The organism is Sphingomonas sp. ASV193 (genome assembly GCF_040203355.1).
Taxonomy (GTDB): Bacteria; Pseudomonadota; Alphaproteobacteria; order Sphingomonadales; family Sphingomonadaceae; genus Sphingomicrobium.
In genome coordinates this window covers 233,622-246,177 of sequence record NZ_JBEHBW010000004.1, presented here as the reverse complement: position 1 = coordinate 246,177, position 12,556 = coordinate 233,622, and the positions used below count along the sequence as shown (strand labels likewise).

At 67.2% G+C, this 12,556-nt stretch carries 13 protein-coding genes; 5 read left to right on the top strand and 8 right to left on the bottom strand.

The genetic code is table 11. The features are described from left to right. Positions 1–9: 9 nt before the first annotated feature. Positions 10–972: a DUF2493 domain-containing protein gene (locus ABDK56_RS09675; RefSeq protein ID WP_349808053.1), complete on the bottom strand. Its 963-nt coding sequence runs from the start codon at positions 970–972 to the stop codon at positions 10–12. 604 nt (positions 973–1,576) lie between these two features. Here ABDK56_RS09675 and ABDK56_RS09670 point away from each other — a divergent pair. Then, complete coding sequence (locus ABDK56_RS09670; protein WP_349808052.1) at positions 1,577–2,668, top strand: M48 family metalloprotease; 1,092 nt, start codon at positions 1,577–1,579, stop codon at positions 2,666–2,668. Positions 2,669–2,885: 217 nt separating this feature from the next. Here ABDK56_RS09670 and ABDK56_RS09665 read toward each other — a convergent pair whose 3' ends face one another. The 3 genes from ABDK56_RS09665 to ABDK56_RS09655 form a co-directional block, all read right to left on the bottom strand. Then, positions 2,886–3,857 (bottom strand): retropepsin-like aspartic protease, encoded by a 972-nt coding sequence (locus ABDK56_RS09665; RefSeq protein WP_349808051.1) that lies wholly within the window; start codon positions 3,855–3,857, stop codon positions 2,886–2,888. 259 nt (positions 3,858–4,116) lie between these two features. After that, on the bottom strand, positions 4,117–4,278 hold the full coding sequence (locus ABDK56_RS09660) for a sigma factor-like helix-turn-helix DNA-binding protein (RefSeq protein ID WP_349808050.1): 162 nt from the start codon (positions 4,276–4,278) through the stop codon (positions 4,117–4,119). A 282-nt stretch (positions 4,279–4,560) separates the two neighbouring features. Continuing rightward, entirely contained in the window at positions 4,561–6,834 is a 2,274-nt protein-coding gene (locus tag ABDK56_RS09655) for a ParB/RepB/Spo0J family partition protein (RefSeq protein ID WP_349808049.1), read from the bottom strand. 91 nt (positions 6,835–6,925) lie between these two features. Between ABDK56_RS09655 and ABDK56_RS09650 the strand changes: the two genes are divergently transcribed. Next, on the top strand, positions 6,926–7,300 hold the full coding sequence (locus ABDK56_RS09650) for a helix-turn-helix domain-containing protein (RefSeq protein ID WP_349808048.1): 375 nt from the start codon (positions 6,926–6,928) through the stop codon (positions 7,298–7,300). Continuing rightward, on the top strand, positions 7,300–8,532 hold the full coding sequence (locus ABDK56_RS09645; RefSeq protein ID WP_349808047.1) for a type II toxin-antitoxin system HipA family toxin: 1,233 nt from the start codon (positions 7,300–7,302) through the stop codon (positions 8,530–8,532). Before ABDK56_RS09650 ends, ABDK56_RS09645 begins: the two co-directional genes overlap by 1 nt. A gap of 113 nt (positions 8,533–8,645) precedes the next feature. Here the strand turns inward: ABDK56_RS09645 and ABDK56_RS09640 are convergent, their stop codons facing one another. From ABDK56_RS09640 to ABDK56_RS09625, 4 genes are all read right to left on the bottom strand, one after another. Continuing rightward, the gene (locus ABDK56_RS09640) at positions 8,646–9,260 is read right to left on the bottom strand and encodes a lytic transglycosylase domain-containing protein (RefSeq protein WP_349808046.1); all 615 of its coding nucleotides are present in this window, start codon (positions 9,258–9,260) and stop codon (positions 8,646–8,648) included. Next, entirely contained in the window at positions 9,257–9,847 is a 591-nt protein-coding gene (locus ABDK56_RS09635) for a S26 family signal peptidase (RefSeq protein WP_349808045.1), read from the bottom strand. The genes ABDK56_RS09640 and ABDK56_RS09635 overlap by 4 nt, the downstream gene beginning before the upstream one ends. After that, entirely contained in the window at positions 9,814–10,032 is a 219-nt protein-coding gene (locus ABDK56_RS09630; RefSeq protein ID WP_349808044.1) for a helix-turn-helix domain-containing protein, read from the bottom strand. Before ABDK56_RS09630 ends, ABDK56_RS09635 begins: the two co-directional genes overlap by 34 nt. Positions 10,033–10,141: 109 nt before the next feature. Continuing rightward, positions 10,142–10,876, bottom strand: coding sequence for a DNA -binding domain-containing protein (locus tag ABDK56_RS09625; protein ID WP_349808043.1), 735 nt, complete (start codon positions 10,874–10,876; stop codon positions 10,142–10,144). Positions 10,877–11,132: 256 nt separating this feature from the next. Between ABDK56_RS09625 and ABDK56_RS09620 the strand changes: the two genes are divergently transcribed. Then, positions 11,133–11,873, top strand: a complete 741-nt coding sequence (locus ABDK56_RS09620) for a LuxR family transcriptional regulator (RefSeq protein WP_349808042.1) — start codon at positions 11,133–11,135, stop codon at positions 11,871–11,873. Positions 11,874–11,951: 78 nt separating this feature from the next. Next, entirely contained in the window at positions 11,952–12,554 is a 603-nt protein-coding gene (locus ABDK56_RS09615) for an acyl-homoserine-lactone synthase (RefSeq protein WP_349808041.1), read from the top strand. The last annotated feature ends 2 nt before the right edge of the window (positions 12,555–12,556 follow it).

The window sequence follows — 12,556 nt, the reverse complement described above, 5'->3', positions numbered from 1 at the left end:
GAGCAGCGATTAGCGTGGCGTCGGCGCTATCGGTTGAGCGGCCTTCGGATGGGTTCCAAGAGGCCCGCGTCGATCGACCACGGCGATGCCCAGCCGCTTGGCCTCGATCACCAGCCGCTCGAGCACGCCGCTACCGGGGAACGCAACGACGTAGCGCGGCTTCAGGACCAGCATCTGCTCGTTGCGACGGAAGCCCGCGCGCGTGCCGAGCCGTCGGTCGAGCCCGAACACGAGTTGCGGGATGTGCCGCCGCTCGGCCCAGGACGACGCGATCCGGTCGAGCCCCTTGAGGTCGCCGCCGTGGACCAGGACCAAGTCGCCGACCCGCTCGCAGACCTTGTCGAGCGTCGCCCAGACCGAGCTCGCGACCGCCTTGGCGTCGTCCGTCGTGGGGAAGCTCAACCGTCCCCCGGCGAACACCACGGGCGTGCCCTCGGGCATTAAGGCCTTGCGATTGGCCTCGCGCCGTGCCTGCAGGAACGCCCGCGCATCGACCACCGCCGAGGTCAGCCCGACGCCGTGGTTGAGCCGCGACCCGCCCGTCGGCCGCCAGGAATGGCCAGTCTCATGGCTGTACAAATCAGCCGCGATCTCGCGAAGCGATTCCAGCGCCAGCATCGAGGCCTCGGCCCGCTGGGCCCGCACGACTTGCTCCTCGAGCTTGCCGGCATGAACCTCGCTGCCGTCGGCCTCGGCAACCAGCAACCGGACCTCGTCGGTCGCGCGATCGAGCGCCGCCGCGCGCTTGGCGGCGGCGCGGTGGAACAGGTTGACCATACCCCAAGCTAGCTCTTCGGTATCGAGCTCGAGGACGGTATCGGGGAACAGGGCGAACAGGTCGGACCAGACCGCGGAGAGCGTCTGAGCCGATGCCTCGGCATTGGGCGGATCGAGCGAGGTCGGCTCGAGATCGGCGCAGTTGAGATGCCCAAGCTCGAGTTGGGCGATCTGCATCGCGATGGTCGTGCGCATGGGAAAAGTCCTTGTCTGATGGCGCCGGCCGATCCGGCGCCGGGCGCGCCTGTCGACCTGGCGCCTCCAGGCGGGATGGCACCAAGCGAAGCGCGGGGAACCCGAGGCCGCGGCTGGCGCGGGCCGCGCGAAGCGCCAGCCGGGCCGCGGCCGACGGGTTGCCGCCCGCCGGCGCCGGGTCAGCGCGACCGCTTGGCGGCGGTCGGGCGGAGGCTTGGAAAGACATTCGGTCCACGGCGCGACCATCGCCGAAGCCGAGGGCCAAGTCGCTGAAGCAGTCACGCGATGACGCGACGACTTCGTCGGCAGGGCGAAGATGGTCGAGCGAGCAACTGTCGGTCGCGCGCCCGCGATCGGTCCCCCGTCCTGCCCCGGTGAATCGGCCGACCCGCCACCGGGTCGCTGTCGATCGGAGGACACCCGGTGTCGACCAGCAGGGCGCCGTGATCGACCCCACGCAATGTCGGGACGATGGGAGCGCCAAATCGGGTGCCGGTGCCGCGGGTCGCGGGACTGCGTCCCTAGCCTGTCGGTTGCCCGGCCCGTGGGGCCGGTCCGCCGGGTGGCCTTCGGAGCCCGCAATCGCGCCGGACGTTATGCCCTGATGGCTGGGCCGACACCAAGCGACGAGGAGATTTTCCGGCGGATTGCCGCGTCCCGTGGGCAGCCGGTCGATGACCTCGATCTGCCGCAAGGGGATCGGCAAAATTTCGCGGCGCTCAGCGCTCGGGCGCGGGATCTCATTGAATCGGCGAGACGGGCCGTAACGGGTATTCCCGAGATCCATTTCGGGTTCGTCCGAAACGCGACGATCAACGCCTTCGCCGCCAAATCCGACGGCCGTTATTTCGTCGGCGTCCACACCGGCGTGGCGGCGCTTCTGCGCCTGCTGACTGGCAGGATGCTCGCCGATCCGGGCCTGTTTCCCCTAATCGGCGATCCCTCGCGGGAACGGGCCGATCTTCCCAGGATCGCGTTCTACGCCCCCCATGCCGACCAGATGCTGGCGAGCGAGGATCTGGTGATGCCGTGTGATCCGCTGCGCCAGGCCTATATGGATCACCTCGTCGACCGCGCCCTCATGTTTTTCGTGGGGCACGAAATCGCGCATATCGCGAACGGCCATGTCGACTATCTGCGCGAGGGGCGGGGCTTAAGCGCCCTCGAGGAGGACGACGGGACGCCGGTCGACGACGAGCGCCTGCTCGAACGCCGGGTCCTCGAATTCGACGCCGACCGGCGCTCGATCATGGCCAGCGTGAATTCACTCAGGGACACACAATTCGCGCCCGGGTTCGAGGGGATGGCCTGGGGCGAGGGCGCCGACGATGCCGCCACCATGTTCCGCGACTGGTCGGCCGCCATCTCGATCCTCTTCCGGATGTTCGGCGATCCCGCCCTGGCCGATACCAGGCGTGCCCAGGCCTATCCGCCCCTTCTCGTGCGATGGCAAAGCGCCCTCGCTCACGCTCGATACGGGATCGACCGATTCTGGCCCGGGGCCCAGCACGCCGCCGCGCTCGAGGCCCTCGCCGAAGGGCGACGCGAAGTCGCCCGCGCCTTTGCGACGATCGCCGGAAACTCGGCACCTGAGGTGCTACCGACCGCCCCGCCGCCCGACTATCTGGACGGCCTGCAGAACTACTGGAATGACGTCCTTCTCGAGCGCGTTCGACCCTATGCCTACGAGTTTTGATCCGTCTCCTCGCGGGTCTCTGGACAGCCCGTCGCCAAAGTCCGAGGGCCGGTCGGCAAGCAACGCGACGATGGGCTCGCCTCATCGCGGTAATGCCGCGAGCGAAGCTCGGGGAGACCGGCTTCCACCTTTCGCGCGAATGACGTTCAGTCTTTCGCCGGAAAGGCAGGCCCCCTCGACGACGTTGCACCGGACGCCGGCAGGGGCGGCGCGCTGGTCAGCGTTGTGACCCTTCCGCCAGCGCCTCCCCGGGAGGAACCACGCGAAACCGCATCCTGGCGAAGTCGATCGATACTTTCCGGAAGGCCCTGAGCGCGTTCATGCCCAGGAGGAGCGCGGGTCGTTCCTCGAGATGGAGCTGCGAAAAGGTCCTGGCGGGGGCGAAGACGACCTCGAGATTGTTGATCGAGACCGCGCCAAGGTTGAGCTTGCGCAAGATCATGGAGTCGCCGGCAAGCTTTGCTCCCGTTACCGAGATCAGCAGCGACGGCCGGATCTCGCCCGACAGCCCGCGGCGCGCGAGCGCGGCTCGAAGCGCCGCGTTGCCGACCGTGATCTCGGCACCCGTATCGACGACGACGACAAGGGAGTGGTCGATGGTGCTGGCGTTGGTGAGGACCAGACGGCCGTTGCGGCGATGCCCCAGGATTTCGATGGCGCCGGTCACGTCGGTCGGATCAAATGTGGTCGCGGGCGCGATCGACATGGTTCTCCGGTCGAAGTCGAACTGGATTCGCTGGCCGGCAAGCCCGTCGGTTCCGAGCACTCCATCTGCGCCGATATCCGCCCCATCGAGGATGACGGCCTCGAGGCCGGTCATCGCGACCTTGGTGAACGCCAAATGGGGAACGTTGACGGTTTCAGCCTGGCTTGCGCCGGTCAGGCTATTGATCTCGGCCAGGGGTCCCGGCCTCAGCCGGAGCGAGTTCGCCAGTCCACGGGCGAGCGCGGTACGATTGGCACCGGTGTCGACCATGAACCGATATGGGCCCCTGCCGGCGACCATCACGGGAACCGTCATTCGGTCATTCGCCTCGGCCGTGTAGGTGATGAGGGTCGGGGCGAGCGGCGTCGCCGCCGGAGGCGTCGGCTGAGCTTCCGCGCTGACCGGCGAGACCACGACACCGGCCAGCAGCGCCGGTTGTATCCAGCGATTGCCCGCGAACCGCTTCGCTGTCAGTCTGCTCATCGCGTCACGATGGGTCCAGCGCCCAGAACGCGCTATCAAGATTCGTCGATCCTGCGAGAGAGCCGGAGCCTGTGGAGCCTTTTCCCCACGCCCGCGCTACTGCCCCCGCCTTCTCCCAGCGGCCACCCCATTCGGTCCGCGAGCGGCCGGCACCGCGTTGCGGCACCCAGGCACTCAGGCCCTGAAGCCGCGTCCTGCGTCGCGGGCGGAGGAGCGCGACGCCGGCGTTACCGAACCGCTTCGGCAATGGGCGCGCGAGTCAGTCGCCGAGCCATCGATCAAACTTCCGCAACCCCCGCGCGAGCCGTCGCTCAACCTCATCGGTCGAGAGGTGAAGCCGCTTGGCGATGGCCGCGTTGCCGAGCCGCCGCCGGGCACTGAGCAACAGGATCACGCGATCGAGCCGCCGCAGCTTCGACAAGGCGATGGCAAACCGATCCGACGCTTCGTGCTTCGGGCCATGAGTCATGACAGGTCTCCCACCCGGCACGGGATGGGAACGGATCGGAGGGTACCGGGCGGCGGGCCGGGCTCGGCTGGCGCCCCAGCCAAGCGAAAAGTCCGCGGCGGATCGTGGGGTGACGCCTCCATCTCCCGTTGGCCGCACCCTGTGGTCCCTTGTGACGAAGTTCGGTCTCGATCCGTCCCCAATAGGTGCCGGGCAAGGGCCGGGCGATCCCAAGGGACCACCCGGCCGGTTGCATCAGGCCGCCTGATCCAGCGGCGCGGGATCAATGATGTCCGGGACGCCGGCCTGTTCGCCATCGGCGTCAAGCTGGTCGATCGTCTCACCGTCGGCCTCAGGCTCGATCGCGTCTTGGGCCACCGCGTCGGCAGTTTCGCCACCGGCAACACCTCGGACACCGTCTTGGACGTCGCCGATCCACGGCGGGACGACGAAGCGCATTGCCGCCGGGACCCAGCTCAGCGCTGCGTCACGCACCTCGGCCTCGACGATGAGTTCGCCTGCGAACAGGCACTCGCACACCTGGGCGAGTTCGGGCTTCTTCGCCTTGGCATAGAGGCCGGCAAGCGCGGGACCGCCGACCTCGGCGAGCGCCGCCAGGCTGACGCCCTTGGGCACCCGGTCGAAGTAATTGGCGCCAGTCGGTCGCCACCAGGCCGCGGGTTCGATCCCGAGCAGGTCACCGAGCTGGTCGTGAAGACCGCACTCGCGGTGGCCGCGTTCGTTCAGGCTGGCGTGGAGACTGTCCGCGACCAGCTCGGCGAGCCACGCCGCCTGCCGATCCGCGTTGAGCCGGCGGAAGGCCATGAACCGCTCGGCCGTCCCCTCGAGTCCGGTCCACGAGCGATCGAGCGCCGCTGCCTGCTCCTGCCGGGCTTTTCCGGCCGCCGTGTCGGGCATCTGGCTGACGGGCACCGGCTCGTTGGGCTTGGTCGCGCTGATCGTCGAGCCCGGCCGCTCGCCGCGATAGCCGATGGCGCGATCGGCCATCAGGAAGATGGCGAGACTGGTCGCGACCGCCGGATCGCGCGCGACATGCAGCGCAAGGATGTCGCGGCGTTGCATCGCCAGTTCGTCGGCGTGACGCTGCGACAGCCCCGCCGGCGCCTTGGGCTCGGCCGCGCTTTCGGCCTCGCCGACGCCCGCCACCGCGGCTTCGGGTCGATCATCCTCATCGCTTGCCGCGTCGTCTTCGTTCGGGCTCAGATAATAGTGACGATGAAGGCGCGGCTTGCTGTTCTCATCGAGCAGGAGGAAGGTGCCGAGACGGTCTTTCAGATCATCGGGCAGGATTGGCGGCTTGTTCTCGATCTCGTCGATCTGGGCATCGAGCTGGCGGACGCGGTCTTCGCATTCGGCGCGATGGGCTTCAGGCATCTCCTCGCTTTCGAGCCGTTCGACGAGCCCGCCGATCATCTCCTCGTAGGCGGCGACGTCGGCCTCTTCCTGTTCGCTAAGCGGCGTCGCCTCGAGGTCGATCGGCGCCAGCCCCTCGGTATGACGATAGCCGATCCAGCAATCGAGCGTCGGCGTCACAAAGGCGAGCCCCAATTCGGCACGCTTCTCCTCGGCCAGGGCGGCGATCTTCTCGCCGGCCAGCCGCTCGACGAGCTCGACGTCGAGCCAGCGCGCGGTTTCGTCGTCGGCGAACAGGTCACGTTCGATCCGGCCGCCGGCCTGCTGATAGGCGTCGTCGCCGACGAACCGCGCCCGTCGATCGCTGCCGGCAATCGTCGCTTGGGTCATCAATCGCCGGATGCTGTCGGGATGGCAAACGCCATAACCGTCGCACATCTGCGCGTAGACATGCGCCTGACGATCCTGGTCCGAGGTCGCCGCGAAGGCCTTGGCGACATCGAGCGTGATGTCGCCCGCGCCCAGCGCTTCGAACACGACCGGCGCGAGATCGGCGAGGCGCAGGCGTCCGTCGACGAAGCGGCGGGCGAGCCCGAACCGGCTTGCGATGTCGTCCACGTTAAGGCCGAGCGCGACGAGACGCTCGAACGCCCGGCATTCGTCGGCGGGGTTCATGCGCAGGCGCTGGAAGTTCTCGGCGAGGCTCGCTTCCTGCGCGTCGCTCGTCGCCGGATCGAGGATCAGGCAGGGCACTTCAACATCGGCCGTGATGGTCCCGTCCTTGACGAGCCGCTGCAGCGCGCCAAGGCGGCGTCCGCCGGCCTCGACCGCGAAGTGGCCGCGCGGTTTCTTTAGCGCGGTGACCACCAGATTCTGCAGCAGGCCATGGGCCGCGATATCGGCCTGAAGCTGCGCGTCGGCTTTCTCGTCCGTCATCCGCCGGACATTATTGGCAGAGCGACGAAGTTTGTTGAGGGGAATGGTCGTGATCATGACGGTCTCCTTGGTCGGGCCGGCGCGAACCCTTCGCACCGTCAAGCCCATCCCGACCCGTTCCCTTTCCTCTCTCCCGGTCGACCGTGGGCGCGGTGGCATGTCGGTTGGCCTCGACCTCACCATAGCGATCAGCGCCGACCTCCGGCTCGGCGCGAACATCTGCAATAGCGTCAGACATGCAGGGCCTTATTTGACAAACTATCAGATATGACATATCAAAAGCGCTAATTCAGCATATCTGGACGGTTCAATGACGTCTCCCAAAGTCCGGCCGGTTCTGTCCAGATTGGGAAACGACATCCGCAGCGCGCGGCTTCGCCGCCGGCTCGCGGTGGCCGATCTCGCGGTCCGGGCCGGGACGTCGCCCAGTTCCATCGCCCGGCTCGAGAAGGGCGATCAGGGCGTTGCGATCGGCACCCTTGCCGATGTTCTGGTCGTCCTCGGGCTGGCAGAGCGACTGGGCGACCTCGTCGACGTCCGCAAGGATGACCTTGGCCTGGCCCTGGCGAGCGAGCAGTTACCGCAACGCGGCCGGTCGACCGCGGCGCGTCGACGGACGCGCACATCAACATCGGCGGAAGGCGGAAGCCGGGACGATGGCGGCTCGGACGGCATCGCTTTCTGATGCCGGAGTTTCATTCTCGGGTCGTGCTCGGCGAAGGCCGGATACCGGTCGGCCGGCTGCGGTTCACGCGGACAGGGCCGCGCCAGTTTTCGACCTTCTCCTATGAGGACGCTTGGCGCGAGGACTCCCGGGCCTTCGCCATCCAGCCCAATTTCGATCTGGACGCCGGCCCCTTTCACACCTCCGGCCAACCGGGCCGGATGCATGATGCGCTTCCGGGCGTGTTCGCCGATGCGGCGCCCGACACATGGGGCCGGCGTCTCCTGGAGCGCGCCTACGGCAACGGCCTCAATGAGTTCGAATATTTGACCCTGTCGGACGATTCGAGCCGGCAGGGCGCGCTTCGATTTGAAGACGAGGCCGGCGAGATCATTCGCGGCCCTGCGCCGGAAGCCGTTCCCCGGCTGGTCGATCTGGCGACGATCACGGCGATCGCCCGCGACTATGAACAGGGGAAGGATGTCTCCGCCGAGCAGATCCAGGCGCTGGCGGGCGCGGGCGGCTCCGGCGGCGCGCGACCGAAAGCCAATGTCGCGGAAGGCGACACGCTTTGGTTGGCGAAATTCACCTCGGTCCACGACCAGCAGCCCGTGGAGCGGGTCGAAGTCGCAACGCTTCGCCTTGCCGAACGCTGCGGCATCCTGACGCCCCCCGTCAGACTGGAAATGGCCGACACGCCATTCCCGGTGGCCCTCATCCAGCGCTTCGATCGACGCGGAACCGCGCGGATCCCCTACATGTCGGCGCGCAGCGCACTTGGAAAAGCCGGCACCGAACTGGGTTCCTATACCGAGATCGTCGACTTCATCCGTGCGCACTCTGCCGATCCCAAGCGCGACTTCGAGGAACTCTACCGGCGCTTGATCTTCACGATCCTCGTGTCGAACAAGGACGACCATTTGAAGAACCACGGCTTCCTCTACGCAGGCGACGGCCGCTGGCGCCTGTCGCCGATGTTCGACGTCAATCCCGCGCCCGATCGGCAGCCGCACCTTGAAACGGCGATCATGGAAGGCGGTCCCCACGACCGATCCATTCGACTGGCGCGGGATGCCGGCGACTTCTTCGAAATAAGGCCGGATGACGCCAGGAGGATGATCCGCAGCACGGCGCAGGTGATCGCCGACGGCTGGCGGGACGAACTGCACACCGCGGGCCTGTCGAGCGCCGCGAGCCGCGATTATGAGGCCGCCTTCCTGCACGACGAGGCGACGCAGGCGTTACAAATGTAGTCGGATATGCGCAGTTATTCGGTCTAAGAAGTCAAATATGATGAGTTGCGAGTGCAGCCCGACCGAAGCGAAACCTGAAATCTCGAGGCGTGACGTTCCTCGACTTTTCGACGTCACGGATTGGCAACCGTTCGGCGCTTAGCGCTGATGACGAAGAAATTTGCTTCGGATGTGGGTTGGTCCGTTTCGTTTGCTGCTTTCTCTTGTTCCTTTTGAACGGCGAACAGGGATGCTTGCGGGGCATACCCGGCGGGCGGTGGAGCCTCGGACATGGCCGTCTTGCCCGATACGGTTCGAACGTAGGCGCGCGTTTCTGCGGGCAGCGGACGCCCCTCGCGACGTGATGCAGTGTAGCGTCCCGGACCCGCGTTGTAGGCGGCGAGCATGCCGGGATAGCCGAACCGGTCATACATCGCCCGCAGATAGGCCGTTCCGGCATAGATATTGTCCGCGGGATCGAACGGATCGGCGCCAAGGCCGTGCTGTCGCCGCACCTCGTCCCATGTCCCCGGCATGATCTGCATGAGCCCCATGGCGCCCGCGCGGCTGACCACCGGCCGCCCGCGCCGCCACGGGTGCCCGCCGCTCTCGGCGCGCATCACCGCGCGGATCCAGCCTTGCGGGATGGCGAAACGAGCCGACGCGCGCTCGATCTCGGCGGCCCACTGGTCGACCGGGTCAGCCGCGGCGGGCGCCGCGATCATAAGCCCGGCGAGAAGAAGCGTCACTCGAACGGCCATAGATGTCTCGCCCGCCCAATTACCTCGCGGCGCTCCGTCACGCCGAAATAACGGCCGTCGAAGGCATCCCGAACGCCGGCCGACAGGAGAAACAGTTGGCCTCGGGCGAGGCGACGGCAGCCGAACCAGCTTGGCAGAGGTCGCCCGTGACGGTCCTGCGAAAGGCGCTCGGCGAGGGTTCGCCCATTGACGGAAACATGGCGACCGCGAGCGCAGACAAGGTCGCCGCCGGCAGCGGCGACCTGTTTGACGACAGGAACATTGACGGGAAGGTAACGGCGACCTGCGGCGAGATCCTTCACGGTGGGCGGCAAGTTGGCGACCACCATGTCGCCGGGCCGAAGTCCCTGCTGATCGCCGACCGCATAGAGGCCGACCGGGCTGCTGAGGCTGGAATTCCAGACCATCCGGGGCCGCGGCGCATCGACCAGGGTGAGCAGAAGCATGATGCAGCCGGAGATGAGCGCGAGCGCGCGCCAGGGCCGGCGCATCACGTCGTTCCAGCGCCGACGTCGGCGGATGGCCTTGCGCGCCGGCGACATCATCGCGTGCCGGCGCCGCTGCCGCGCGACCAATTGTCGAGATCTTCGATATGATAACGGACAAAGCGGCAGTGCCGGCGAAAAACCGGGCCCCCTCCGCGGCTTCGCAGCGCCTGCAATTTGCGGGCGCTCAGCCCAAGATAATAGGCCGCCTGCTCGGTCGACAGGAACGGCGTTCCTTTCCGCGCTTGGGCCGCCCGGGCAATCTCATCAAGCATCTCAGTCAATCCGATCGAGTTGGCGTCGGACCGATCTTGGCGACAAAAGCCGGGTGTCCGGAGGCTCGAATTCGCGGCGGTGCAAATTCGAGCCCCGGCCTGATCCCGGTCAGTCATTGCGCAACAGCAGCGCGCGAAAGCCGCCCGCCGCCATGGTCCGCGCCTGGCGGACGAGCCGTTGAACCTGGAGGCGGACCGTCGGAAGTTCGATTCGCCAGCGGGCCTTCGCGGCATCGGAATCGAACAGATGCTCGGCGATCCGTCTCTGCGAGGCATCGGTCGCCAGCGCGTCCGAAACGCGAAGCAGCCGCGCGAGCCGGGCAGCCCGAGCGCGGGACAGGGGCGCCGTGGCCAGGCAGCCGGTGCGTGCCAGGCGCTCGACCTGCTGGAGGGCAACGATTTGCGCGCCCAGTCGCTCGGGCGCCGCGCCCACCAGGAACGTCGCCGCGGCGGCAAGATCGGGCGCGATGTCGAGGCGAAGCGCACTCAGGCCGTTCGCGATGAGGATTCGTTCGCCGCCCAACCTTCGCTTCAGCCGCGTGAGCCCCTCCAGATCGATTCCGGCCGACACCAGGACGCCGACCGAGGCGTCGAGCACGAAGGCCGAATATTCATGGGTCCAGAGTGGCCGCGCTTCGGCGGCGCCGAGCGCGGGATCTTCGAAGCGGTGCAGACCCCAGTTGTGGGGCCGGGACGCCGGCTCACCCCTATTCGCTGCGCCGCGTGCCGCGCGGCGATAGCCGTCATCGCGCCGGAGCCACTCCCATGCCCACCCACTGCGATCGACGGTGAGAAGGGATGCATAAGCGTCGGGATCGCGCCAGTCGGGGCGATCGCCGGCCACCGACCCTCAGCGCCGGGGTGCCGCCGCCCGGGCCGCCAAGCCGGGCCGATCTTCGCTGCTGAAGGCCGATTCAACCATGGCCCGGCAGAATTATAAATCGGTTATTTGCTGGAAATAACCATTTCTGGGTATCATCGTCGGGTGCCGAAGTCGGTGAAGCGGGCAGTTGAGAGCTGCTCGTGCGCCGCGAACGAGGGAAGGCAGTTTCGGGACCAGGCGGCTTGGACAGCGCGCCCCGGGACGTGCAGCGGCGCACGTGTTCGAGCGAGTACAAGCTTTTGTCGACGACGCCGGACGGGTCGAAACCGAAGCGGCCTTGTCGGACCTGATCGGGCAGGTTTGCGCCGATCTGCATTTCGACTATTTTGCGCTTACGCATCACGTCGATCCGCGTCGCGGCCCGCGACCGACGATCCGTCTTGCCAACTATCCCGCCGAGTGGGTCGACTATTTCGATCGTCATCGGCTCGGCCCCGTCGATCCGATTCATCGCGCGAGCCACCTGACCAGCGTCGGCTTTGTCTGGTCGCAGGTCCCGGCCATGATCGCGCTGACCAAGCGCGATGTCGACATCCTCGAAGGCGCCGCGCGAAGCGGGCTCGGCGACGGCTTCACCATTCCGGCGCACGTTCCGGGCGAGACGCTCGGCAGCTGTTCGTTCGCAACACAGCGAGGCCGGTCGCTGGATGGGGAGGTGCTTCCGGCCGCTCAGTTGGTCGGCCTGTTCGCCTTCGAGGCGGCGCGGCGGCTGTATCGGGTCCGGTCGAGCGATGTCGCGGTACCTGCGCTGACCGACCGCCAGCGCGACTGCGTGGTGTGGGCGGCGCGCGGCAAGTCCGATTGGGAGATCAGCCGGATCCTCGGCATCAGCCATGAAACGGTGATTGCCCATGTCAAGCAGGCGCGCGAGCGTTACGGCGTTGCCAAGCGCACGCTGCTGGCGATCCATGCACTACTCGACGGCACGATCAGTTTCCTCGACGTGATGAACCGCTGACGCTCCCCATTTCTGGTGATGGCGCCACCATCCCGCCCGGCCGATGCTCCTGCTTGTCCAAGAGGAGCAAGTTCCACCATGCCCATCACGTCCCTGCGCTCATCGGGTCCGCTTGAGGATCGCGCGCTCGCCGCCATGTTCGAGGCCCGCAAGCAGGTCTTCGTCGACCTGCTCCGTTGGGACCTGCCGGTGCTCGACGGCCGCTTCGAGGTCGACGAGTTCGACGACCGGCATGCGGTCTACCTCATTGTCTCCGACAGGGACGGCGGCCATCTGGGCTCGGCGCGCCTGCTCCCGACGACCCGTCCCTATCTCCTGGCGACTCATTTCCCGAGCCTTTGCGCGTCCTTGCCGTGTGCCCCCGACAGCTGGGAAATTACCCGCTTCTGCCTTGATCGGCGACTTGCGGCGCCGCAGCGACGGGCTGTCCGAGACCAGCTGGTGTCCGGTCTTGCCCGCCACGCACTCGAGCACGGCATTCAGACTTATTACGGCGTTGCCGAACTCCCTTGGCTCCAGCAGATCCTCGCCTTCGGCTGGCGATGCGATCCCGCGGGCCTTCCCAGGGCCATCGGGTCGCGAAAGCTCGGCGCGCTCAGGATTTCGATCGACGAGGAGACCCCTGCCCTGCTCGCCGCCAACGGCATCGGCGAGACCGCACCGCTGGCGGCGGCGGCGTGACG

Excerpts from the sequence above, each read along its gene's own strand:
- ABDK56_RS09665 (WP_349808051.1), bottom strand. The coding sequence starts at position 3,857 with ATGAGCAGACTGACAGCGAAGCGGTTCGCGGGCAATCGCTGGATACAA.
- ABDK56_RS09670 (WP_349808052.1), top strand. The coding sequence starts at position 1,577 with ATGGCTGGGCCGACACCAAGCGACGAGGAGATTTTCCGGCGGATTGCC.
- ABDK56_RS09615 (WP_349808041.1), top strand. The coding sequence starts at position 11,952 with ATGCCCATCACGTCCCTGCGCTCATCGGGTCCGCTTGAGGATCGCGCG.
- ABDK56_RS09675 (WP_349808053.1), bottom strand. The coding sequence starts at position 972 with ATGCGCACGACCATCGCGATGCAGATCGCCCAACTCGAGCTTGGGCAT.
- ABDK56_RS09655 (WP_349808049.1), bottom strand. The coding sequence starts at position 6,834 with ATGTTCGCGCCGAGCCGGAGGTCGGCGCTGATCGCTATGGTGAGGTCG.
- ABDK56_RS09645 (WP_349808047.1), top strand. The coding sequence starts at position 7,300 with ATGCCGGAGTTTCATTCTCGGGTCGTGCTCGGCGAAGGCCGGATACCG.
- ABDK56_RS09650 (WP_349808048.1), top strand. The coding sequence starts at position 6,926 with ATGACGTCTCCCAAAGTCCGGCCGGTTCTGTCCAGATTGGGAAACGAC.
- ABDK56_RS09630 (WP_349808044.1), bottom strand. The coding sequence starts at position 10,032 with ATGCTTGATGAGATTGCCCGGGCGGCCCAAGCGCGGAAAGGAACGCCG.